General features: G+C 74.2%; 18 protein-coding genes. 6 read left to right on the top strand and 12 right to left on the bottom strand.

Going from position 1 to position 22,402, the window contains the following annotated elements; all coding sequences use genetic code 11:
* The first annotated feature begins 54 nt into the window (after nt 1-54).
* Entirely contained in the window at nt 55-1,992 is a 1,938-nt protein-coding gene (locus tag ACIP9H_RS01570) for a hypothetical protein (RefSeq protein WP_401957128.1), read from the top strand.
* Nucleotides 1,993-2,699: 707 nt separating this feature from the next.
* Here the strand turns inward: ACIP9H_RS01570 and ACIP9H_RS01565 are convergent.
* The 7 genes from ACIP9H_RS01565 to ACIP9H_RS01535 form a co-directional block, all read right to left on the bottom strand.
* Nucleotides 2,700-3,809 (bottom strand): protein phosphatase 2C domain-containing protein, encoded by a 1,110-nt coding sequence (locus ACIP9H_RS01565; protein WP_401584829.1) that lies wholly within the window; start codon nt 3,807-3,809, stop codon nt 2,700-2,702.
* Complete coding sequence (locus ACIP9H_RS01560; RefSeq protein ID WP_401584832.1) at nt 3,782-4,768, bottom strand: hypothetical protein; 987 nt, start codon at nt 4,766-4,768, stop codon at nt 3,782-3,784. Before ACIP9H_RS01560 ends, ACIP9H_RS01565 begins: the two co-directional genes overlap by 28 nt.
* Nucleotide 4,769: 1 nt before the next feature.
* Entirely contained in the window at nt 4,770-6,149 is a 1,380-nt protein-coding gene (locus ACIP9H_RS01555) for a hypothetical protein (RefSeq protein ID WP_401584835.1), read from the bottom strand.
* Nucleotides 6,150-6,204: 55 nt separating this feature from the next.
* Nucleotides 6,205-9,597 carry a hypothetical protein gene (locus tag ACIP9H_RS01550; RefSeq protein ID WP_401956788.1) on the bottom strand — a complete coding sequence of 1,131 codons (3,393 nt, stop codon included), beginning with the start codon at nt 9,595-9,597 and terminating at the stop codon, nt 6,205-6,207.
* Nucleotides 9,594-12,233 carry a dynamin family protein gene (locus tag ACIP9H_RS01545; RefSeq protein ID WP_401956786.1) on the bottom strand — a complete coding sequence of 880 codons (2,640 nt, stop codon included), beginning with the start codon at nt 12,231-12,233 and terminating at the stop codon, nt 9,594-9,596. The genes ACIP9H_RS01550 and ACIP9H_RS01545 overlap by 4 nt, the downstream gene beginning before the upstream one ends.
* A 98-nt stretch (nt 12,234-12,331) precedes the next feature.
* Nucleotides 12,332-12,892: a hypothetical protein gene (locus ACIP9H_RS01540; protein WP_401956784.1), complete on the bottom strand. Its 561-nt coding sequence runs from the start codon at nt 12,890-12,892 to the stop codon at nt 12,332-12,334.
* Complete coding sequence (locus ACIP9H_RS01535) at nt 12,889-14,586, bottom strand: hypothetical protein (RefSeq protein ID WP_401956781.1); 1,698 nt, start codon at nt 14,584-14,586, stop codon at nt 12,889-12,891. The genes ACIP9H_RS01540 and ACIP9H_RS01535 overlap by 4 nt, the downstream gene beginning before the upstream one ends.
* A 304-nt stretch (nt 14,587-14,890) precedes the next feature.
* Between ACIP9H_RS01535 and ACIP9H_RS01530 the strand changes: the two genes are divergently transcribed.
* Nucleotides 14,891-15,253: a UBP-type zinc finger domain-containing protein gene (locus tag ACIP9H_RS01530; RefSeq protein ID WP_360898836.1), complete on the top strand. Its 363-nt coding sequence runs from the start codon at nt 14,891-14,893 to the stop codon at nt 15,251-15,253.
* A gap of 147 nt (nt 15,254-15,400) precedes the next feature.
* Here ACIP9H_RS01530 and ACIP9H_RS01525 read toward each other — a convergent pair whose 3' ends face one another.
* The 4 genes from ACIP9H_RS01525 to ACIP9H_RS01510 form a co-directional block, all read right to left on the bottom strand.
* Nucleotides 15,401-16,246: a thioesterase family protein gene (locus ACIP9H_RS01525; RefSeq protein WP_401956779.1), complete on the bottom strand. Its 846-nt coding sequence runs from the start codon at nt 16,244-16,246 to the stop codon at nt 15,401-15,403.
* Nucleotides 16,243-16,857, bottom strand: coding sequence for a TetR/AcrR family transcriptional regulator (locus tag ACIP9H_RS01520; protein ID WP_401956776.1), 615 nt, complete (start codon nt 16,855-16,857; stop codon nt 16,243-16,245). The genes ACIP9H_RS01525 and ACIP9H_RS01520 overlap by 4 nt, the downstream gene beginning before the upstream one ends.
* 56 nt (nt 16,858-16,913) lie before the next feature.
* Nucleotides 16,914-17,765: a formate dehydrogenase accessory sulfurtransferase FdhD gene (fdhD, locus tag ACIP9H_RS01515; RefSeq protein ID WP_401584852.1), complete on the bottom strand. Its 852-nt coding sequence runs from the start codon at nt 17,763-17,765 to the stop codon at nt 16,914-16,916.
* A gap of 157 nt (nt 17,766-17,922) precedes the next feature.
* Nucleotides 17,923-18,816, bottom strand: a complete 894-nt coding sequence (locus ACIP9H_RS01510) for a hypothetical protein (protein ID WP_401956773.1) — start codon at nt 18,814-18,816, stop codon at nt 17,923-17,925.
* Nucleotides 18,817-18,942: 126 nt separating this feature from the next.
* On the opposite strand from ACIP9H_RS01510, the gene ACIP9H_RS01505 reads away from it, so the two are divergent.
* Together ACIP9H_RS01505 and ACIP9H_RS01500 are read left to right on the top strand one after the other, a co-directional pair.
* Nucleotides 18,943-19,887, top strand: a complete 945-nt coding sequence (locus tag ACIP9H_RS01505; protein WP_401584856.1) for a rhomboid family intramembrane serine protease — start codon at nt 18,943-18,945, stop codon at nt 19,885-19,887.
* Nucleotides 19,888-20,007: 120 nt separating this feature from the next.
* On the top strand, nt 20,008-20,688 hold the full coding sequence (locus ACIP9H_RS01500) for a GntR family transcriptional regulator (RefSeq protein ID WP_401584859.1): 681 nt from the start codon (nt 20,008-20,010) through the stop codon (nt 20,686-20,688).
* Between the two features lie 49 nt (nt 20,689-20,737).
* Here the strand turns inward: ACIP9H_RS01500 and ACIP9H_RS01495 are convergent, their stop codons facing one another.
* The gene (locus tag ACIP9H_RS01495; RefSeq protein WP_401584862.1) at nt 20,738-21,253 is read right to left on the bottom strand and encodes a VOC family protein; all 516 of its coding nucleotides are present in this window, start codon (nt 21,251-21,253) and stop codon (nt 20,738-20,740) included.
* A gap of 69 nt (nt 21,254-21,322) precedes the next feature.
* Between ACIP9H_RS01495 and ACIP9H_RS01490 the strand changes: the two genes are divergently transcribed.
* Both ACIP9H_RS01490 and ACIP9H_RS01485 read left to right on the top strand, forming a co-directional pair.
* The gene (locus ACIP9H_RS01490; RefSeq protein ID WP_360898860.1) at nt 21,323-21,961 is read left to right on the top strand and encodes a LysE family translocator; all 639 of its coding nucleotides are present in this window, start codon (nt 21,323-21,325) and stop codon (nt 21,959-21,961) included.
* A gap of 28 nt (nt 21,962-21,989) precedes the next feature.
* Nucleotides 21,990-22,307, top strand: a complete 318-nt coding sequence (locus ACIP9H_RS01485; protein WP_401584865.1) for a chorismate mutase — start codon at nt 21,990-21,992, stop codon at nt 22,305-22,307.
* Nucleotides 22,308-22,402: the final 95 nt, after the last annotated feature.

Raw genomic sequence — 22,402 nt, 5'->3', positions numbered from 1 at the left:
CCAACGGAACGAAGGGCCGGGACCACCGTGGCAGCAGCACCCGAGACCGACCCGGTGTACCTCACCTACCAGCGCGGCGCCCTCCACGACCTCCCGGACGCGCCGGATGCCTACGACACCGTGCTCGCGCGCGTCGCCGAGGAGGCGCTGGCGCGCATCACCGAGGACGGCAACCTGGAGCGCCCCGGCTGCGTGCTCGACGTCGGAGACACCTCACTGGGCGTCACCTCGCTGCTGGCGCTCGCCTTCCGGCGCTCCGGCGGCGCCCTGGAGCACCTTGCCGAACCGGTCCGGCGAAGCCTCGCGTTCCACCTGCGCGAACGCGTCTACGTGCACGACAACCCGGGCTACCCCAACCTGCGGGTCCGTGACTCCGCTGTGCCGTACGCCCGTTACTCCCTCGGCGACGGCGAGCACCCGCTCGGGGACTGGCCCAGCACCGTGTGGGCGCTGCTCCAGGCCGTCAACATCCTGGACGCCGCCGACGGGCTGCTCGACGCCGCCCACCGCGCCGCCCTCACCGAACTGGCCCGCGGCTACTGGCGCCGGCTCACCGAGATCACCTTCTTCAATCCCCAGGACGCGACCAACCAGGCCATCGGCTGCGTCGTCGGCGGCCTTATGCTCGCCCGCCACCTGCCCGCGGCGGCCGGTGCGGCCGTACGCGCCACCGCCATGCAGCTGTACGAACGCGAGGTGCGCGCCCGCCGCCTCCCCGACCGGGGCGCGCTGCTGCCCGCGGAGCACGGCGGCGCGTACGACAACAACTACGGCCCGATCTCGCTGTCCTTCCTCGCGCAGGCCCACCGCGTCAGTGGCGAGGAGGTCTTCGCCACGGACGGCGACGAGATCGCCCGCTACATCGACGCCCGCCTCTCCTCCGGCGGCTACGACGTCGGCGGCCCCCGCTACAGCGAGCAGCACTGCGGCTTCGAAGCCGTCCTGGGGCTGCGGTACTTCAGCCGCCGCGTGCGCGCCGACCTCGGCCGCTACCTCGGCGACACCCGCTGGGCACGGCACGCCGCCGGCCCCGACGGCGCGCTCGACGGGCACTTCGCCTTCATGCTGGTCTGGCAGACGCAGGACCCGCCGGGCTGGCACCGCGCCCCGCGCGAGGGCGCCGTGCGGCACCAGTTGCGCCGCGAGGGCGTCAGCGTCTCCTTCGACGACCGCCTGACGCCCGCCGTCGTCGAGGCGGGGCGCACGGTGCTGCTGCCCGCCGCCGTGAGCCGCCAGCACGGCATCGGCCCCGCCGAGGACGGCTTCCTGCTCACCCGGCCGTTCGGCCGGGTCCGCGTACGGGACGCGGCCGCCGCGCCCGGCCTCACGGCGAAACTGGTCACCAAGCCCGTGGTCACCAGGGACGGGGACCTGGTCCACACCCGGTCCCTGTACGTCACCGACGGCGTGCGCCTGTGGCTCGTCGTCGCCGTCGACCGCCGCCCCGGCGAGCCCTACCTGCTGGCCGGCCTCCCGTACGCCACCGCGCACGGCGACCGCCTCGCCAAACTCCGGCACGCCGCGGGCGTGGACTTCGCGGCGAAGGGCCTGCGGCACACCACCGACGGCGCGCTCGTCATCGGCGGCATGGCCGTCGCCGGCGCGGCCGGACTCCGCCTCACGACACCGGACTTCCCCGGGGCCGACGGCACCGCGTACTTCAACAGCCCCACCACGATCGGCCTCACCCAGGAGCAGGCCGCCTTCCGCCTCGCCGCCGACCCCCGCGGCTTCGGCAACCCGGACGAGGGCTGGCGCCACATCACCGCGACCACCGCCATCGAGGCCCCCGCCGTCCCGCGGGGCCCGGACGGCCTCCACCTGTTCGCCGTCCGCTACGGTCCGGCCGCCACGGCGGCGGAGCCGTTCGAGCCGTCCTTCGAGCCGGCCGGGGCCGATCTCGTCGTGCGGGCGGAGGAGTTCACGGCCGTCGTGGGTCCGCCGTCGGGCGACCACGCGGGCGAGCCGACGCTGCGCCTGCGGGGCCGCTGAGGCGGCGCTGCCGACAGGGCCCGGGCGGCCTGCACGTGTTTGCCGTCCGCTCCGGTCCGGCCGTGGAGCCGTTCGCCCTGCGGGTGGGGGAGTCCACGGCTGTCGCCGTGCCGACGGCGGGTCGGTCCCGGGCCGTCATGACGTTCCCCGCAGGCACACCGGCGTCCGGTGCATGTCGGCGCGGGCCCTCCACGGGGCCCGGACGACCTCCACCTGTCAACCGTCCGCTGTGCTCCGGCCGTCACGGCGGCCGTGGAGCCGTGGGCCGCGTTCCTCGGTCTGGTGGGGGGAGTTCCCGGCTGTTGGCGGGCCGCTGTCGAGGGATGACGCGGGCGAGCCGACGTTGCGTCTGCGCGGCCGTCGACGCGCCGCCGCTGGGTTGCCGAGGCTTCCTCGCGGGCGCACCGGCGACCGGCAAGCTACGGGGGCGGCCTGCACGTGTTCGCCGTCCGCTACGGTCCGGCGCGCACGGCCGATGAGGCGTGGCGGGGGCCGCTTTTGCCGTGCGGGTGAGGGAGTTCAGGCCCGCCAAGGGCTTCCTTCGGGCACACCGGCGTCCGGCAGGGTCTGGGCGGCCTGCACCCGTTCGCCCGTTCGCTGTCCGCTGCGGTCCGGCGGTCGCGGCCGGTGAGGCGTGGCGGGCGGGGGAGTTCACGGCCGTTCGGACGCAGGTCGAGAGCCGGTGGCCGTCGGGGGGCCATCCACCGTCAGGCGGCCTCCCACAGGCACACCAGTGTGCGGTCGGTGTCGGCGCCGGCCGTGCGGAAGGCGGACTGCTGGAGGAACCCCAGGAGGTCGGGGGAGCCGGCGGTCCAGGCGTCGGCGAGGTGTTTGGCGACGTCGGGGCGGCGGATCAGCTCCGCGGTGGCGCCGGTGCACAGGACCAGCACGTCGCCCGGGCGGGTGTGCACGGACTGGTGGCGCAGTTCGCACCCCGCGGGCAGGGCGCGGCCGGGTGCCCACGCGGTGGCCTCGGAGAGCTCCAGCACCGGGTGCCAGGCGCCGTCGCGCAGCAGGAACGCCACGCCGGTGCCGGTGCCGAGGACGAGGTGGCGGCGGACGGGGGTCTCGCCGAGCGGGGAGAGCACCGCCAGGACGTCCGCCGACACGTCCCCGGTGTCGGCCTGGTGGCGGTGGCCGAGCCGTTCGAGGCTGTTCGCCGTGCCGCGGAGGGCCGTGCGCAGCAGGTCGGTCACCGTCTCCGGCGACGCGTCGTCCGACAGGGCGGTGTCCAGCGGCTTGGCGAAGGCGTCGAGTTGGGTGCCGAGCGACTCGCACAGCAGCTCGGCCGCGGTCCGTGACCACAGGCCCAGCGGGTTGCCCGCGGCGACCGCCGACAGCAGCGTGGGACGGGGGAACTCAGGGAGGGTGCGGGTCAGGAAGGCGTCGCGCCGGAACCTCTGGTCGGCGCGGTGGCGCCCGCCCCGCAGCGAGCCGCCCCGTACGTGGAGCGACCCGAGGTCGGCGCCGTCGACGACGGTGTCGTGGACGGCGTCCCGGCCCAGCGCGAGGCCGCCGGGCACGGCGGGCGGGAAGGGGCCCGGGCCGAACTCCGGGGCGGGGCCGATCCGTACGACCCGTTCGGGGCCGGGGACCTCGACGCGGACGATCCGCTCGGGGCCCGGTATCTCGACCTTGACCATGCGTTCCGGGCCCGGGACCTGGACGACGCGTTCGGGGCCGGGGACCTCGACGCGGACGATCCGCTCGGCCACCTCCGCGGGGCCCACGCGGGGACGGCGGCGTCGCACCGTCCACAGCAGCAGCGCGTTGCCGGCCAGGGAGAGGCTCAGGACGACGTAGACGAGGGTTTCCACCGTGGTTCCTCCTGGAGTGCGCGGAGCGCGAGGGCGGTGAGCGGGGCGCAGGACGCGGCGAGGAAGCGGGCGCGCAACTCCGCCGCGTAGGAAGGGTCGAGCAGGCGCACGGGGTCCGGCGGGGAGGCGGCCCGGCCCGGGCCCGCCGCGCGGGCGAACCCCTGCCGCGCGGAGCGCAGGGCGGCGGCGTAGCGGAGCGTGGACAGCCTGGCCACGGTCCCGCCGGCCGACGCTGTCCACGGGCCGAGGACCCGGTCGGCGAGGTCGGTCAGGCCCGCGGCGGTCCGCTCCCGCCCGGTCCCGGCGGCCGCGGCGTGCCCGGGCAGCACGGGCACCACGGTGAGGGACGCCGCCGCCTCGCCGAGCACGCGGCGGGCCGCCGCGGCCGACCACTCGCGCAGGCGCGGCCGCGCGCCCACCCCGAGCGCGTCCGCGCCCAGGACCAGCACCGCCGTACGGTCCGCGCCCACGGCGGCCACCGCCGTGGGGAGGATGTGGCGCAGGGCCCGGAGCCGGGCCCCGAGCCGCGTGCCGGACGCCGCACCGCGCGCGGCCGGCTCCAGTTCCCCGTACTCCACCGCCACCAGCACGGCGTGCGCCTGCCGCACGACGCGCTCGGCCGCGCGGTCCTCCCCGTCCGGGGCCGCGGGTCCGACCGCGGCGTCCAGCAGTTCGTGGCGCACGAGCGGTCCGGGTCCTGCCGGGCCGCCCGCGGTCGCCGCGTCGAGAGCGCCGTCGAGCACCGCGCGGAACCCGGCGGGCAGTGGTGCCGCGCGCACCAGGGCGATCCGGTGGCCCACCGCGTCCGCGGAGGCCGGGTCGCGCCCGACGTCCCCGGCGAGCGCCGGTCTGAGGCCGGCCCGCTCCCCGGTCGGGGTGGCGCCGAGGACCCGGGCCACATCGGCGGCCCAGGACGGCGGCGGGGGTTCCGGCAGGTGCCGGGGCGCCGGTGCGGGCATGTCAGCCGTGCCCGCGCGGGGTCCAGATCACCCGTCCCGGCCGCAGCACGGCTTCGCCCTGACGGGTGATCACATACGGCAGCCGGACCCACCACAGGACCTCCGCGGTGTCGCCCCGCCCGTACACCGTGATCGAGTCCTGGACGAGGCTGTCCAGGTTCTCCTTGGTCTGGTAGTTGGCGAAGCCGCCGCGCTGCTCGGCGCCCTCGCCCTTCAGCAGGGTCGCCACCTGCTCGACGGCCTCGCGCCGCCGCTTCTCCCACCAGCTGTCGCGGGGCGGGACGGGGTCCGGCACGATCTGCGCGAGGATCTCGTCGAGCTGGACCAGGGTCGCGACATGGGCCTCCCGGTCGGGGCCCGCGGCGCGGCTGGACGACTGCCGGCGCAGCGTGCGCAGGCACCGGTGCAGATGGGTCTTCCAATTGGCGACCCGCGCCCGGTCGAGTTGCCGGACCCCTTGGTCCCCCGCCGGCTGGTCGATGAGCGCCAGGCCGCCGCATCCCGAGCGCGTGCTCTCGTCGACGACGGCGACGAGCTGCGCCGCGCCGGCGACCAGCCGGCACAGCGCCCCGGTCTCCTCAGGGTTCTCCGTGTGGGGCGGCGACGCGTCCTGCGGGTCGACGGAGGGCGCCAGCAGGCCGACCAGTTCGCGCCACAGCGACGGCAGGCCGTCGCCCGCCGCCTGCCCGGTGCGGGGGATGCCGACGGCCTCCAGCACGTCGTCCCAGCCGGGCAGCAGCGCGTCCCCGGGGGAGCGGACGCCGAGCAGCTTCTCCAGGTCCAACAGCGGCGAGGCGGCGTCGTGGGGGTTGACGCGGAGCGCGTCCAGGCGCAGTCCCCGTGCCAGCGCCTCCGGCGTGCCGGGGTTCCGGAGGCGTTCCTTCGCCACCTTGGTCTGGAGGCCCGGGAGTTCGGGGTGGAACCGGGCGGGACGCCCCTTCCCCGCCGGGCTCTCGGGCCACCAGGTCTCGGTCAGCCTCCGCAGCTCGGCCTCGCGGCCGTCCGGCGGGGAGGCCGCCGCGGCGCGCGAGGCGGTCCGTGCCGGTGTCCGCCGCGGTGCCGGGTCCTCGGGTGTCGCCGCCGCCGGGGCCTTCGCCGCTGGCGGCGAAGGCGGTGGTTCCTCGGGCCGGGTCGCCCTGCGGTGCTGGAACGCCAGGACCGCCAGCTGCAGTTCGTCGAGGTGCCGGACGAGCGTCATCAGGGCGATGCGGCGGGCGTGCTCCGCCGGGTCCGTTCCCCCGCAGAGCGCGTGCAGGCTCGTGGTGGCGCTGTGCAGCCACGCCAGCGCGTTCTTCTCGTCCTCCTCGTGCTCCAGCGCGGTCAGGGCGCCGGCAAGGCCCTCGGCCGCCCGGCGTACGGCTTCTGCGGTGTCGTCCGGCATGCGGACCGCCTTCCTTGGCTCGGCCGCCCGTCCGGCGTCCGCTCGCGACAGCGGTTCAGTGCTCGCCACTGAAGGGGTTCCAGTCGGGGTAGAGGCTTTCCAGGTCCTGGCGCATCGGCGCGGTGTAGACCGCCCCGGGGTGCTCCTGCATCGCGCGGATGGTCTTGAACGTCAGGTACGGGGGCCGGCCGCCGTGGACCCGCAGCCTCCCGCGGCTGTCGAGGCTGAGGAAGTGCTCCGTGCCGGACCGGCGGCCCGCCGGGACGGGCACGTTGCCGAGCGTGTGCGCCCGCCCGTCCCCGTCCACCACCTCGATCACGTACTCGCCGGAACCGGCGAGGGGCGCGAACGGGACCAGCAGCCCCGGCAGTGCCTCGGCGGAGGCGGCCGGGTCGTGGTCGGTGTGGAAGGTCTCGGGCAGCCGCTCCGCGAGTGGCGCGCCGTCGTCCTGCCAGGGCCGGACGAGCTCGACGGACTCGGTCCGCTCGCCCTGCCGGTTGACCCCGTGCAGCCGGACGGTGCCGAGCAGCGCGGTGAGATGGCCGTCGACGCCGAAGGCCGCGTGCCGCGTGCCGACGAGACCGGTGCCCCGGCCGTCCGCCGGGCCGACCACGAGGTGCGCCCGGCGGCCGTGGCAGAAGTGGATGCCGGGTTCGAGGCGTTCGTCGATCTCCAGTTGCATGCGGATGCCGGGCTTGACGCCCTCCGACAGCCGGCCCCACCACAGGTCCTCGTCCAGCTGGACGTCCTCGGCCAGCGCGGTGCGCAGCACCGAGAAGGAGCCCCAGCTCATGCTGACCCGCCCGTTGAGCGGCCGGTGCAGGTCGAGCACCCGGCTCGGGGCGCGCCAGTCCGAGCGCACGGCGAGCCGTTCGCCCGCGAGCGACTGGTACGGGGTGCCGACGGTGAAGACCTTCTCCAGGTCGTTGTTGGCGTCCACGAGGCTGAAGTCGCACGGCAGGGTGGGGCAGATGTCGCCCACCACGATGTCCACCGAACTCGTCCGCGGCGCGCCGCCGGTGCCCTCGGCCCACTGGTGCCTGGCGGCACGGCTGCGGGCGTGCGCCCAGGCCGCGCCGATCGAGGTGGCCTGCTTGGCGAAGGGCGCCTCCACCTCGATGGCGGCCGGATTGCGGAACAGCGGCTTGTCGTTGGGGAGACTGCGCGGCGCGATCTCGTCGGCGACGGACTCCCGGGCGACCGGCATGGAGGTGCTGCGCCCGGAGAGGATGATGCGGTCCAGCGTGAGGGAGTCGTCGAGCGCGAAACGGCTCTGGACGAGCTCCACCGCGATGGTGGCGGCCTCCCGGAAGACGGGGCCGGCGAGCCGGTCGAACTGCGCCTTGCCCAGGGTCAGCACCTCCGGGTCCTCGATCTGCTCGACCAGGTCCAGGACATCGGGGCCCGAGCCGTCGCCGGTCAGCCCGGAGAGCCACTTGATGACGTCGGGGCGCAGCGCGCGCCACGAGTCGGCGCCCTCCTTGCCCAGGTGGATCTTGGCGTCCTCAGCCGCCGACCACAGCGCGTGGAAGACCGGGTTCTCCCGGGTGTCGCCCCGCTCCCACCCGGTCGGCAGCACATTGGCCAGCGCGGACCTGACGGTCTCCGGGGCGAGTTTCTTGGGCAGTTCGGAGCCGGAGAGGTGGGAGAGCACGGCCGTGGCCAGGCTCGGCGCGCCCGCGGAGCCGGTCAGCAGCGACTCGGGGATCAGGTCCAGCAGCTGCCGGTAGGTCTCCGACCCCTGGGCGCCGCCCGCCTCCTGGGCCTCGTACGCCTGCCGCACCAGGCGGTCGATGAGCGTGGCCTTGAGCAGGTAGTACACCCTCAGCGTGAGGTAGTCGCCGCCGAGGTCGGGGTGGCCGGTGGAGCCCAGCACCTCCGGGCGCAGCTCGTAGCGGCGCCCGCGCGTCCTGGCCTCCTCCTCGGTCAGCTCACCGCTGTAGTCGGTGAGGGTGAGGCCGAGCAGGGCGATGTCGGTGGTGCCGCCGCCGATGTCGACGACCAGCATGGTCTGCTGCCAGGTCGGCCACGCCGCCCCGGGCACCGGACGGGCCGCGGCGCGCAGGGCCTCCACGCCGGAACCGGTGTTGCCGGAGAAGTCCCGCAGCACGAAGAACAGTCCGGCGGCCACCCCTTCGTCGTAGCCGACGTAGACCTGGCTCAGGCCGGCCTTCGACTGCAGCAGGTTCTCCAGCCGCCGCTGCACGTCCGGCGCCGTCGTCGTCGGATAGGTGACGACGATCTCGGTGAGGTGCCGGGCCTCCTGGGTCTGCGGGTGCCGGGTCCTGGTCTCGGCGGCCTCGATCAGCCGGACGAAGGCCAGGGCGATCAGGTCGTCGGAGTGGTGGGCCACTCCGTCGCCGAGCCGCGGCACCGGGACCTGCACCGGGCGCCGCAGCATCCGCTTGAGTCCGCGCAGCGACCCGGAGTGCTGGTCGGACAGGTGCAGGGCGCCGTTCCTGACGTTCAGCGCGCTGGGCACCTCGTAGGTGTCCGTGGTCTCCCCGAAGTTGATCCGCTCCAGGCCGAGCCGCTTCAGGGGCGGCACGCGGAAGGCCCGGTTGTAGGCCCGGAACAGGCGCGGCACCAGCCAGTCGCCGTGGTCCGCCGTGCGGGCCAGCCGCTCCAGTTCCTGCGCCGTGCGCTCGATCAGCCGGCGGTCGGGGCCCTCGCCGCCGACGGTGAGCAGTTCGACCAGATGGGCGCAGGTGCGTTCGTCCTGCGGCCGGTCGGACAGGACCACCGCCGCGATCTCGTCCGCCGACTTCGGCCAGTCGGGCGGTGTCCTGTGCCCGGCTGTGGTCACGGCGGCCGGGCGGGCGTCCCGGCGCAGCGTGGCGGCGAGTTCGACCGCGAGGGCGCGGCCCTGGTCGGGGTCGATCCGCCAGGTCGTGTTCTCCTCGCCGTTGTAGAGGGTCGCGGTCGAACTGGTGTTGCCGAAATCCACCGAGGCGAAGTGGACGAAGACCGGACGGTCCCCCACGTGCCGCGGAATGCCGTCCAGCAGGGGTGCCGCGGCGGGCGGCCCGTCCTCGGTGCTGAAGGTCAGCTCCACGGAGGCGAAGTCCTCGCCGGGAGCGCTCTTCTCGTCGCGGAAGGCCAACTTCCAGCTCACGGTGACCCGTACGTCGCCCGGGGGCGTGCCGGCCGGCCGCACCACCTCCGCGGGGATGCTGAAGGCCGGGATCACCACCTGGCGGCCGTAGACCGGGTGCTTGCCCGTGAGGACTCCGCAGACCCAGTTGTTCTCCAGCCACTGGCGCAACGGCACGGGCCCGCCGCCCGTCTGCACCACCGTCAGGTCCTGCGGGTACCCCAGCATGGCGTTGGCCGAGTCCAGCGCCACCGCGGGCAGGGGGTAGCGGCCCTCCTGTTCGACGCTGGTGAACGCCTGGTCGATGCCGTTGAGCCCGGGCACCGGTTCGAACGTGATCTGCAGGATGCTCACTTCTCGGCCTCCCAGCGGCGCAGGACGGCACGGAGCGACTGCCGGGCGCCGTGTTCCTGCTCCTCGTCCTTCGCGCCGCCGCCCCGGGCGGCCGCGCTGATCATCTGTGCCACCTGGAGCGAGTCGGGCACGGCCTTCGCGTTCTCCTGGACCATGCCGATCATCTGGGCCAGGGCCGCGGCGAGCATGTCCGCGAACGCCGCGGCCGTCTGCTCGTACACCGACGCGACCAGCCGGTCGCGGAACAGGGCGACGGCGTACTGGCTGCTCTCCGCGTTCCGCCGCTCGGGGGAGGGATCGTCCCGGTACTCGTGGCTCCACGGCAGGACGTGGTCCTGGAGCTGCGGGAAACCGCCGACGGGTGCCTCGGTCCGCGCCTCGGCCCGCTTCCGTGCGCCGCGTTCGGCGGCCGAGGCGAGCGCCGAGGTACGGGCCAGCACCTTCAGCTGGGTCACCCGGAACGACGGGGTCGTGGCCCGGTCCGGCAGCTCGGCGAACAGGCTCTCCAGCCGTACGGCGGTCTCCTCCTCGGCGAGCCACGCGACCGACTCGCCGAACGCCTCGTCCTGTTCCGCGGCCCACGCCGCCGCCCACAGGGTCAGCTGCTCGAACGCGTCGTCGTACAGCGAGCGCACGGTCTTCTCGTACTGCTCGTGGAAGGCGGCCGTGGTGTCCGCCTGGCGCTCCCGGGTGCGGCCCCTGAGGTTGTCCAGGAATTCGTGCCGCTCCTCCTCCGGCAGGGCGTAGACCCATTCCGGGACGTCCTCCGGGTCCGTCCTGGGGGCCTTGGCGACCACGCCGTCCTGGAGGGTCGCGTACAGCTCGCCCCACAGCGGCCAGGTGAAGACCTGGGCGACCGCGCGCTCCTCCAGCCGGGCCAGCACCGAAGCGCCGCCGTCCCGGCGGGCCTTGGCCGGGTTGCGCAGCTCGTGCAGGCCGGTCATCAGCCGCTCCGCCGCGGTGCGCAACTGCTCGAACCGCTGGATGATCCGGGCGTGTTCCGGGCTGCCGGCGGCCACGCCCCGGGCGCCGGCCCGCACGTCCACGGTGCGCCAGGCCCGGTGGGTGCGCAGGAACTGCTCCTTGATGGTCTGCCGCTTGAGCCGGGCCCCGTGCTCCTCGATGTGGCGCGCCAGCAGCCCGCGCAGCGCCAGCAGACCACCGTCACGGGCGTACTCGCCCAGCTGGTCCACCCAGTGGTGGCCGGGATCGGCGGCGGCGATGCGTCCGGCGAGCCGCCCCCACGCCAGGCGCTTCCTGCCGAGGGCGGCGATCTCCTCCTCGCTGGGCGAGGCCAGGTCCCGCAGGGTGCAGTCGAGTCCGGTGCCCTCGGTGGTCAGCGCGGTGAACACGGAGAACGGCTGCATCCGGTCGCGCCGCTGGAACAGCAGCTTGGCCGCGTCGGTGCGCAGGGAGTACAGGTCGTCGGAGTGCTCGGTGACGGTCTCACCCGTCGCGGCGACGCCGTCGGGCAGCTTTGGGACGTCCGCGCAGTCCCACTTGTTGAAGGCGACGAGGATGGAGTCGCGCAGCGCCGCCTGGTCGGGCCGCTGGGTCTCCATCATCCCGTAGAAGCTCGCGGCCAGGTCGGAGCCCATGAGGTCGCCGCGTGCCACCACCAGGATGGTCTCGACGTTCTTCAGCTGCGACTGGCACAGGTAGTCGTCCCGCCGGCCGGCCGCACCCAGGCCGGGGAAGTCCAGCAGCACCGCCCCGCCGTCGCCGGACTCGACGGGCGCCCAGGTGCCGGGGCGGACGGCGACGTCGAGGTTGATCCTGCGGATGAGGGGCGGGACGAGCCTGCGCCGGTCGGCCTCCTGCCGGCCCTCGGGGTCCGGCCGCAGAAGGCGGGCCAGCACCGCGGCGTCCAGCCGTTCCCGTGCGGGGGAGCGGCCGGGATAGGGGGCCCCGGGTGTCTCGGGGCGTCCCATGTCGGCCAGTTTCAGCGCCTCCTGGGCCGGCAGGGTGTGGGTGGTGCCGAACAGCGACGGCTCGGTGCTCAGCACGGCGTCGCTCAGCGCGTGCAGTTCCCTGACGCGGCCGCGTATCTGCTCGTTGTCCTCCGGACCGGCCCACAGCGCGCCGCGGGCCCACGCGTCGAACCGCTGCCAGGTGCGCGGATCCCGCCAGGCGGGCAGGTCGGACGGGTGCGCGGCCGTGGGAGTCCCGGAGCCGGCGAGGGCCGCGAGGAACTCCTGCAGGGGACGGCGGTCGACGGCGGGCTTGGACCGCTTGAGGTCGTCCGCCAGCTTCTCGGCCATGTACGTCAGGCAGGCGGCGAGTTCGGCCGGGCCGAGCAGTTCCACGGTGGCGTCGGGGCCCAGCGCCGTGGGGACGCCGTCCGGGCCGGGGCGCAGCCGCAGCGCGGTGACCTGCGCCGTGGCGGCGCGGCGCGCGACCGGCAGGAGGTCGGGCTTGCCCAGGATCGCGCCGACCACACTGGACTTGCCGGCGGTGAACTCACCGACCACACCGATCGTCACCGGGGTGGTGGCCACGGCCTCCAACTCGTTCGTGTGCTGTCCGGCGTCGGTGAAGTCGTCCAAAGCGTCGTCGGGGATGTCCGGCCAGTCCTCGACGGCCTGGCGGACCTCCCGGACGAATCGCAGCGCCTGTGCGGGGTCGTCCCATGTCACCTGCGTTCTCCTCAACGGTCGTGCTCGGCGCCGGTGTCCCGCGCGAGGGGTCCGGCGGTGGCTGGTGGGCGGGGGAGGCGCCGGCTCCGGGCCGGCGCTCAGGCGTTGTAGAAGAAGACCTCCATGCGCAGGGCACCGGAGGAGCCGCTCAGATCGATGTAGCCGCGGTAGAAGGCGGCGTCGCGGGGGAGTAGCCGGTGGTGGCCCCGCAGTATCGCCTCGGCCGCCGCGTCGGCGTAGCGGGAGCTGCGGTCGGAGTCGGCCGCGCAGCCGGCGCATCCGCCGTCCGAGCCCCAGACGAAGATCATCGCGCCGCGCCGTCTCTCGCCGGCCAGGACCCGGTCCACCTCCTTGTTGATCCGGCGCCGCGCCGCCTCCCGGGCGCTGCCGGAGCCGCGCAGGTCGTCCGCCACGTCCTGGCTGACGAGCAGTTTCAGGCGCTTGCTGACCGGGTCCATGCCGATCCTGTTGGGGGGCGCCGCAGCGGACGGCGCGGCGGACGGTGTGGCCGAGGGCGCGGCGGAGGCCCGGGCGGCCGGTGCGGGTGCCGCGTCCTGGACGGTGTGGACGGTCTGGCCGCCCAGCACGATCAGTACGAGGACGAGCAGCAGGTCGGCGAAGAGCCATCCGGCCAGGTGCGTCACCCCGGGGCCTCTCATGCCGCGCCGTCCGTTCCGTCGTCCCGCGCCGCGTGGCCGGGGGAGCGGCGCAGGAGCACCGTGCCGCCCCGCAGCGGCGGTTGACCCCCGTCGGGGACCTGGGTGTCGTCCGACGGCTGCCGGTCCGCGGGCACGGCGGGGACGTGGGGGACATGGGGCACGGCGTCGGCGGGAGGTTGCCACTGCGGGTCCGCGGGGTGGCCTGGCGCGGTGGCCGCGACAGGCGGCTCACGGAGGGCGCCGACCGTGCCGTTGAGCCGGCCGACGGCCTCGGTCAGGGCGGCCAGGGCGCTCTCCACGCCGCCGCCCGCCTCGTGGAACCGTCTGCTGAGTTCCACCGCCGCGGTGGCGATGGCGAGTTCATAGGTGCGGGCGATGCGGTCGGCGCCCTCGCCGAGCGTGTACTCCAGCCACTCCGACAGCCCGCCGCCGGCCGCGCCCAGCCGGCTGCTGGAGCGGTCGAGCGCGGCCGCGGCGACCCGTACCTCGTCCAGCAGCCGGGTGAGCGAGGCGCCTGCCTGGGCCGAGGCGTTGCCGACCAGCTGCCGGCCCTGCTGCGCGGTCACTTCGAGTGCCTTCTCGACCTGGCCCCCGATGTCCGCCATGCGCTGCGTGGCCGCGTCGGACAGGGCGGCGACCGTGCGGACCGCCTCGTCGCCCAGCGTCGTGACGCGCTGCGCCGAGGTCTCCGACGCCCGCCGGATGTCGTCGGCCGTCGCGCCCGCCGCCGCGGCCAGTTCCGTGCGCGCCCGCTCGATGTCCTCCGTGACCAGCCGGCCCATCGCCTCCGCGGCCACGGTGGTGCGTTCGGTCGTGGCGGCCATGCGGTCGCCCGAACGGTCCAGCCGGGCCGCGGCGACGTCGAGCGCGCCGGCCGCCGAGGAGAGCTTCTCGATGTCCTGCTGTGCCGTGCGCAGCAGCGCGACCGTGGTGTCGGTGACCTTGCGGCTCTCGGCGTGGGTGCGGTTCGCCGCCTCCAGCAGGGTGGTGAGCCGGGCGGCGGCGCCGCTCAACTCGGCGGCGAACCGGGCGGGTGTCTCCAAGCGCAGCGGCAGCAGGTGGAGTTGGGTCTCCGTGAGCAGCGGCAGCAGCTGGTTCGCGGCCTCCTGCACGGCCGCCTCCGCGGTCCCCTCCTGGCCGCGGCGCAGCAGGCCGGACGCGAGGGTCACCACCACGAGGAGGCCGAGGGACGCCAGTGTCCACCACACCTGCGCGCCGAAGGTGAACGCCCCGCTGAGATGGCCCGCGAAACCGTCCTGCCACAGGTCGAGGAAGGTACGCCCGTCGGCGATGCGCCGTCCTTCGCCGGTGGCACGCAGCTCCTGGTAGGCGTGGGTCGCCCGGCTCAGCCCGTACCAGGTGACCACCAGCGGGAGGAAGACCAGCAGGGAGGGGAGCAGGCCCAGGACGGAGCGCACCCGCGCCTCGCGTGCCGACGGAGCCGGCACGCGGTACGTGTCGGGGCGGCCGAACAGCATGAGCAGGTCGAGCTGGGCCCAGGTCGCGGCGTCCGCCTCCAGCACGGGCCCGGGGTCGCCGCTCCGCCGGCCCGCTCGCGGGGGTGTCCGGCCCGCCTGCCGGTCGACGGCGGCGGCGAGGCCCAGCAGCCCGGACCGGTGGACGGTCAGGGCGGGCAGCGCGGCCGCGGCCCGCAGTCGGTCGCCGAGATTTTCCGGCAGCGTGGTGTGACGCACAGTATTGTCCCCCCGTCAACGAGGCCGGTTTGCGCCCTTTGGTGCCTCGCTGAGGGGACAAGTGTGAAGGCGGCGTGGAGGACAAGGCAAGGCATAGACCGAAAAAGCCCTTGAATGCCATGAGTTGCCTGTTTGCCAGGACAGTTCCCCCGGCCCGGTGGCGACAGCGGGTCCGCCGTGAGTGTCATCGGCCCCTCCGGCCGTACGTGCCGTGGGCGGGCCTGCCGCTTCGAGCGGTGCGGGAGCGGCGGGATGGCTAGCATGCGGGGAGAACATGATCGCGCGCGAAGGAGGCGGGTCCACCATGGCGGACGACCGTACGATCCCGGGCATCGACCCCACGGCCAAGCCGAGCGGCGAGGGCTGCGCCGACTGCGGCGCGGGGCAGGGGCCTGGCTGGTGGCTGCATCTGCGGCGCTGCGCCGAGTGCGGCCGGATCGGCTGCTGCGACTCCTCGCCGTCCCAGCACGCCACGCGGCACGCCCGGGAGGCGGGACACCCGTTCATCACCAGCTTCGAGCCCGGTGAGGACTGGTTCTGGAACGTCGACACGGAGGAGTACTACGAGGGGCCCGCCCTGCCCCCGCCGACCTCCCGCCCGGAGTCCCAGCCCTCCCCGGGCCCGCACGGCAGGGTGCCCGAGGACTGGCGTCAGCAACTGCACTGACGCGGTGCCTGGGGCGCGGGCACGGTAGCCGTAAGGCTCCCTCGTGGACGGCGTGGCCGGGCCGCATGGACGATGCGACAACTCCCCCGGGCAGAGGGCCGGGGGAGCGTCGAGGGTCGGGGGCACCTCCCAGCGGTAGCTGGGGGCCTACGCGTCCTCCGGCAGCCGCACCCGCGCCAGCTGCCGCGACTGCGCCACGAGACGGCCGGCCGAGTCCCAGACCTCGGCGTCCTCCTCCATGTAGCCGTCGGCGAAGTTGCGCGTGGAGTGCTTGAGCCGCAGCCAGCCCGGCGCGGGCCGGGCCCGGACATGGGCGGTCAGTTCCAGGGTGGGGGCCCAGCCGCCGATGCCCAGGTCGAAGCTGGCCGGCGGGAGCGTGTCGACGGCCAGCAGCAGCATCAGCGGATCCGGCTCACGTCCGTCGGGCAGCCGCAGCCAGCCCTGGATCAGGCCGCGTCCGGACGGGGCCCCGACCGCCCAGCCGACGGTGTCCGGGTCCAGCCGCAGTTCTATGCGGTCCAGCATCGGCGCGATCTTCAGGAAGTCGGGCGGCGCCAGGTCGGTGCCGGCGCACCGCTCCGGGGGCGGCATCTGCGGGGGCGTCGCGGAGGTCCGTACGTCACCCGCGTGGTCGTGGCCGTCCAGGTCGCCGTAGGTGGCGATGGCGCGCAGCCGCTCTTGGCCGTCCTGCACGACCGACGCCGTCCCGGTGGAGACCGTGCGGCCGCGGCGGAGCGTCTCGGTGCGGACGGTGACCGGGCCGGGGTGCGAGGTCGACAGGTAGTAGGCGCTGATCGAGAACGGGTCGCGGTGCCCGCGGTCGTCCCCGCCGAGTTCGGCGGCGAGCGCCCGCCCGGCCAGGGCCAGCAGCAGGCCGCCGTTGATGCCCATGCCGATGCGCCAGCCCTCGTGGAGCTCGCCGTCCCGGAGCGAGGGGTCGTCCGGGCGGGGGGTCAGGGCGGTCTCGCGGTCGAAGCCGTAGGTCTCGGTCATCGTGGGCGTTCCTTGAGGTCGTACGAGGTGAACAGGGCGTCCAGCGCCGCGTCTGCGGACGGCGCGCCGGTCGCGAGGGCAAGGGAGCCCCACAGCCAGAGTTGCACCAGGCCGTGCAGTCCCGACCACAGGGCGCCGGTGAGCGCGCGGGAGTCGGCCTCGGGGTGCCAGCCGTCCGCCTGGGCGGCGCGTACGAGTACGAGCAGCCGGTCGTCGAAGGCCGACAGGCTCACCCGGCTCAGTTCCTTGTCCTGGGGGTCGAGCAGGTCGTGCCGGAACATCAGCGCGAACATGGCGGGCCGCTCCAGTGCGTAGGCCACGTAGCCGCGGGCGCCGGCCCGCAGCCGCGCCCGCGCCGAGGCCCCTTCGGGACAGTCCCGCACCGCGGCCTCCGCCGAGGCGTTGAGCTCCCGGAATCCGGCCGTCGCCACGGCCGACAGCAGTGCCGCGCGGTGCGGGAAGTGCTTGAGCGGGGCGCCGTGCGACACCTCGGCCCTGCGGGCGATGGCCCGCAGGGTCAGCCCCTCGACGCCGTCCTCGTCGAGGACGGCGAGCGCGGCGCCGAGCAGCCGGGCGCGGGGGTCGGTGGCCGTGGCGGGCATGGCGGACATGGTGGACAGTGTCCACCGCGTGGTAGACGCTGTCTACCCCCGGCGGACCGGCGGAATCAGCCCCGGCCGGCCACCGGCGCGGGCAGGGCGATCCGCTCCTCGCCCGCGTAGACGTTCATGGAGGTGCCGCGGAGGAAGCCGACGAGGGTGAGGCCCGACTCGGCGGCCAGGTCGACGGCGAGGGAGGACGGGGCGGAGACGGCGGCCAGGACGGGGATGCCGGCCATGACCGCCTTCTGGGCGAGCTCGAAGGAGGCGCGGCCGGAGACCATCAGGATCTTCCCGGCGAGCGGGAGCAGGCCCTGCTGGAGCGCCCGTCCCACGATCTTGTCGACGGCGTTGTGGCGGCCGACGTCCTCGCGGACGTCGAGCAGTTCGCCGTCGGCCGTGAAGAGCGCGGCGGCGTGCAGACCGCCGGTCCGGTCGAAGACCTGCTGGGCCGCGCGCAGCCGGTCGGGGAGGGCGGACAGCAGGGCCGGTTCCAGCCGGAGGGGGGAGGGGTCGGCGATGGGCCAGCGCGCGGTCGTGCGGACCGCGTCGAGGCTGGCCTTGCCGCACAGGCCGCAGGAGGACGTCGTGTAGACGTTCCGCTCCAGGGTGATGTCGGGGACAGGGACACCGGGCGCGAGCCGCACGTCGACGATGTTGTACGTATTCGACCCGTCGACGGTCGCGCCCGCGCAGTAGACGATGTTCGCGAGTTCCTCGGCACTGCCGAGCACGCCCTCGCTGACGAGGAATCCGGCGGCCAGGGCGAAGTCGTCGCCCGGTGTGCGCATCGTGATGGCGAGCGGCTTGCCGTTCAGCCGTATCTCCAGCGGCTCCTCGGCGACCAGGGTGTCCGCCCGGTGGTCGATGGCGCCGTCCCTGATCCGCAGTACGCGGCGCCGTTCGGTGACCCGTCCCATGTCGATCAGTCCCGGTTCTGTCCGTGCGGGCGGCCGGTTCGGCCCTTGGTACAGAGGTTGCCACGCGCGGGCGCGGTGGCGCGCGGCGCGGGTGCTCGTAGATTGTCTACAACATTCAGCGAGGTGGTCAAGTGCCGTGTGCGCGGGGGCGCGGGGGTCAGAACACGTCCACGACGCTGCCGACGGTCAGGTAGAGGGCGCCGGCGAGCAGGGCGAGGGTGAGCAGGCCCAGCGCGGTGATGCCGGTCAGCCGGGCGTACCAGCCGGTGCCGGAGACCACGTCGGGGTGGTCCGGGTCGTACGTGATCTCCACGCGCCGCGCGTCGCCCTCGACCTTGCGGCCGGAGCCCCGGTAGTCGTGCACGACCCCTTTGAGGTCGGTGAAGCGGTAGACCGTCACCGCCGACTGCTCGCTGTCCGCGGGCTCCTCCTTGCGGTCGAACACGGCGACCACCGTGATGCCGCGCCGACGCAGGGCCAGGCCCTTGTCCAGTTCCGAGACGAACCCGTACAACGCGCCGCCGCCGATCAGAAAAGGCAGGAAACCGAGGCCCCAGCGGAGCGCCTGTCCTCCCTCGCCGTCGACGAGCAGCCAGACCAGACCCGTCAGCCAGCCCAGCGCCACGAGCAGGAACACGATCCCCCCGGCGGCCTCGGCCGCGGTGGCCTCCTCGGCGGGCTTCGCGTCGTCGCGCGCGGGACGGGACTTGGTGGAGGTCACCTCCACCAGGGCCGTGCCGTCCTCCCGGGGTTCGTGGGCGTCGCGCGGCGGGATCGCGGCGTTGACGGCCGCGGCGAACGCCGTCACGGCACGGGAGTTGTGGTGCGTGACGGAGTGCACGGTCGCGGGCCCGCCCGCGGTGGTGAGGACGATCTCCGCGGTGCTGCCCTGCGGGCCGGCCGCACGGACCTCCTCGATCGCGGCGACCGGGATGCGGCGCCGCTCGTGCCCTTCGCTCACGTGCACGTCGTCCCCGTCGAAGCGGGCGGTCACACCGCCCCCTCGCAGGACCAACTCCGGCTGCTCGGCGGCGGATACCTCGCTCGTCACGGGATCACTGTATTGGCCGGTCGCGCAGCGCGGAACAGCCTCGCGGCCATGGTTTGACGCGCGGTGCCGCAACTGGGTACAACCGTGCGAATCCGCTGTGCCGTACGCCGACAGGGGCTGTCACTCGTGAGTACCACGGACGCCGATCAGGGGACCCAGCCCCCGGTCACCACCTGCTACCGCCACACCGACCGCGAATCGCACGTCCGCTGCACGCGCTGCGACCGCTTCATCTGCCCGGACTGCATGCGGGAGGCGTCCGTCGGCCACCAGTGCCCGGAGTGCGTCCGCGAGGGCAACCGCGGTGTCCGCGAGGCCCGTACGGCCTTCGGCGGCAGGATCGCGACCTCGGACGTGCCCGCGGTGACGTACGCGCTGATCGCGCTGAACGTCGCCCTGTACGTCGCCGAGTTGATGCGCCCGGACATCGTCGTCCGGCTGGACGCCCTCGGGTCGGGACTGCTCGGTCCCGACGGGAACAGCTACGTCTACCGCGGCGGGCCGGTCCCCCCGGGCTTCCGGGCGATCGGTGTCGCGCACGGCGAGTGGTACCGGCTGATCACCTCGTCCTTCCTCCATCTCGCCCCGACCGAGGGGCACTTCGGGATCACCCACATCCTGTTCAACATGGCCGCGCTCTGGAACATCGGCCGGGTCGTCGAGGGCCAGCTCGGACGCGTCCGCTACCTGGGGCTCTACCTGCTCGCCGCCCTCGGCGGCGGTGTCGCCACGTACGTGCTCGCCCCGTACACGCCCGCGCTCGGGGCCTCCGGGGCCGTCTTCGGGCTGGGCGCCGCGTACTGGATCCTGAGCCGGCGGCTGCGCTACGACCCCCTCGGCGGCAACCAGCTGATCGTGATGCTGCTGGTCTGGATGGTGATCTCGGCGGCCATCACGTCCTGGCAGGGCCATCTCGGCGGCCTGCTCACCGGCGGCGTGTTCGGGCTGGTCATCGCCCGTGCCCCGGCCCGTCACCGGACCCTCGTCCAGGTGGTGGGCGCGGTCGCTACGCTGGCCGTGCTGGTGGTGCTGGTGACGGTCAAGACCGCCCAACTCACCGGCGCCGCATAAGGGAAGGCCCGCGTCCCAGATGTGAAGAGGGTCACGCGCCGGGGCGGTGTCCTCAGCGGGCCCCACCCCCGGTAGACTGTAGACGAAAGCCAATCATCCCCGGAAAGGCAGGGGGCCGAGATGCTGTCCACTGGGCTGTCACAGGGATCAGTGCCCAAACTGGAGCGTCCAGGACCCCTGCGCGAGCGGGTGTACGAGGCACTGCTCGAACTCATCATCACCCGGGCGCTGAGCCCCGGCCAGCATCTGGTGGAGACCGAACTCGCCGGCCACCTCGGCGTGTCCCGCCAGCCCGTGCGCGAGGCCCTGCAGCGGCTCAACACCGAGGGCTGGGTCGATCTGCGCCCGGCCCAGGGCGCGTTCGTCCACGAGCCCACCGAGGAGGAGGCCGACCAGCTGCTCGTCGTCCGTGCGCTGCTGGAGACCGAGGCCGCGCGCCTGGCCGCCGCCAACGCCGGCGCCGAGGGGCTGGAGCGGCTGGACGAGCTGTGCCGGACGGGCGAGGCCGCGGTCGCGGTGGACGACGTCGACGCCGTCGTCGCGGCGAACGCCGCCCTGCACGCCTACGTGATGGAGCTGGCCGGCAACGCGGTCCTCGCCGAACTCTCCCGGCAGGTCGACCGGCGGGTGCGCTGGTACTACACCCCGGTCGCCCGGCAGCGCGGCATGCAGTCCTGGATCGAGCACCGCGAGCTGATCGACGCCATCGCCGCGCGCGACGCCGCGCGGGCGAGCGAGGTCATGCGCGGCCACACCGAGCAGACCCGCACCTCCTACCACCACCGCGCCGACAAGGACTGAGCGCGGCGCCCCGCGGGACCGGACCGGCCCGCGGGACCGGCTCGCGAGGTCAGAACAGCGCGTTGCCCTCGAAGTAGCCGAGCCTCTCCCGGTACAGCTCCAGATTGAGGCCGTTGGGGTCGCGGATGTACAGGCTGTTGTCCACGCCCCGGTCCGGCCCGAGGTACTCGGTGCCCGCCGCGTCCAGGCGCTCCTTCGCCGCGTCGAACTGCTCCGCCGTCACCGACAGCGCCATGTGCTGCAGACCGCCGATGGTCTCGTGCTGCTCGGGGTGCTCGTGGCCGGGGAAGTCGAAGAAGCCCAGCAGGTTCCCGTGACCGATGTCGAAGAAGAAGTGGCTGGAGCCCGCGTAGTCGCGGTTCTCGACCAGTTCCACCAGCGGGAAGCCCAGGAACTCCTGGTAGAAGCGGATGGTCTCCTCGACGTCGCGGCAGATGAACGCCACGTGGTGCACCCCCGCCGCTGTCGTCTCCGGCCGCTTGCCGGGTTCGCGCAGATAGGCCGCGCGCAGCTCCTCCCGCCGCGCCCGAACCGCCTCCAGCTCCTTGCCCTGCGGCTCACCCATGTCCGTCCCGCCTTTCAGCCCCGCCGATAATCCAGTGCGCCGGAAGATATACCCGATTACCCTCCCGCCATGGTGACCTTCGACCGACTGGCGGCCTTCGCCCTGGTATCGCTGGTGCTGGTGCTCATCCCCGGCCCCAGTGTGCTGTTCGTCATCGGCCGCGCGCTGGCGCACGGCCGCCGCGTCGCGCTGACCTCCGTGGCCGGCAACACCCTGGGCTCCTACGTCCTCGTCCTGGCCGTCGCGTTCGGCGTCGGCCCGGTGGTGGAGCGCTCGGCGCTGCTGTTCGCCGCGCTGAAGCTCGCCGGCGCCGCGTACCTGGTGTATTTGGGGGCCAAGGCGCTGCGGCACCGCAAGGCGCTCAGCATGGCCGCCGCGGAGGCGGGGGCGGCGCGTGGCGCGCTGCGCACACTGGCCGAGGGCTTCGTCGTCGGGGTGTCCAACCCCAAGACGATGGTCTTCTACGCGGCCGTCCTGCCGCAGTTCGTGGATCGCGCCGCCGGGCACGTCACCGTGCAGATGCTGCTGCTCGGCCTGGTCTTCAACGTCATCGCGCTGGCCTCCGACAGCACCATGGGCCTGGTGGCCTCCGCGGCCCGCTCGTGGTTCGCGCGCTCGCCGCGCCGGCTGTCGATGGTCGGCGGTGCGGGCGGCCTGGCCATGATCGGCCTGGGTGTCACGGTCGCCGCGACGGGGCGTACCGACTGATCACCGCGGCGCTGGATAGGCTGGGCGGATGAACGAAGGACACGCGGACGACGCGGCCGCGCTGGAGCGCCTGCGCCACCTGCGCGGCAGTATCGACAACCTGGACGCGGCCCTGGTCCACCTGCTCGCGGAGCGCTTCAAGGCGACGCAGCAGGTGGGCGAGTTGAAGGCCGCGTACCAGATGCCGCCCGCCGACCCGCGGCGCGAGGCCGAGCAGATCGCGCGGCTGCGGCAGATGGCCGAGGAGGCGCACCTCGACCCGGCCTTCGCGGAGAAGTTCCTCAAATTCATTGTCGAAGAGGTCATCCGGCACCACAAGGCGATCGCGGCAGACCGCTCCGGATGACCTCCGCGTGGGCCTCAGCCGTGAGGTTCCACGGCTGAGGCTCCCGTCATGCCGTTCTTGCCGTTCTTGCCGTCCGGCGACCGGACGCCGCCGGG

The organism is Streptomyces sp. NPDC088732 (genome assembly GCF_044751205.1).
GTDB lineage: Bacteria > Actinomycetota > Actinomycetes > Streptomycetales > Streptomycetaceae > Actinacidiphila.
Note: the sequence above shows the minus strand (reverse complement) of the source record. Positions and strands in the feature narration are given on the sequence as shown.

What these genes read in the sequence shown, in the direction of transcription:
- ACIP9H_RS01560 (WP_401584832.1), bottom strand. Translation starts at nt 4,768, where the DNA reads ATGCCCGCACCGGCGCCCCGGCACCTGCCGGAACCCCCGCCGCCGTCC.
- ACIP9H_RS01555 (WP_401584835.1), bottom strand. Translation starts at nt 6,149, where the DNA reads ATGCCGGACGACACCGCAGAAGCCGTACGCCGGGCGGCCGAGGGCCTT.
- ACIP9H_RS01540 (WP_401956784.1), bottom strand. Translation starts at nt 12,892, where the DNA reads ATGAGAGGCCCCGGGGTGACGCACCTGGCCGGATGGCTCTTCGCCGAC.
- ACIP9H_RS01530 (WP_360898836.1), top strand. Translation starts at nt 14,891, where the DNA reads ATGGCGGACGACCGTACGATCCCGGGCATCGACCCCACGGCCAAGCCG.
- ACIP9H_RS01525 (WP_401956779.1), bottom strand. Translation starts at nt 16,246, where the DNA reads ATGACCGAGACCTACGGCTTCGACCGCGAGACCGCCCTGACCCCCCGC.
- ACIP9H_RS01520 (WP_401956776.1), bottom strand. Translation starts at nt 16,857, where the DNA reads ATGTCCGCCATGCCCGCCACGGCCACCGACCCCCGCGCCCGGCTGCTC.
- fdhD (WP_401584852.1), bottom strand. Translation starts at nt 17,765, where the DNA reads ATGGGACGGGTCACCGAACGGCGCCGCGTACTGCGGATCAGGGACGGC.
- ACIP9H_RS01500 (WP_401584859.1), top strand. Translation starts at nt 20,008, where the DNA reads ATGCTGTCCACTGGGCTGTCACAGGGATCAGTGCCCAAACTGGAGCGT.
- ACIP9H_RS01495 (WP_401584862.1), bottom strand. Translation starts at nt 21,253, where the DNA reads ATGGGTGAGCCGCAGGGCAAGGAGCTGGAGGCGGTTCGGGCGCGGCGG.
- ACIP9H_RS01490 (WP_360898860.1), top strand. Translation starts at nt 21,323, where the DNA reads ATGGTGACCTTCGACCGACTGGCGGCCTTCGCCCTGGTATCGCTGGTG.
- ACIP9H_RS01485 (WP_401584865.1), top strand. Translation starts at nt 21,990, where the DNA reads ATGAACGAAGGACACGCGGACGACGCGGCCGCGCTGGAGCGCCTGCGC.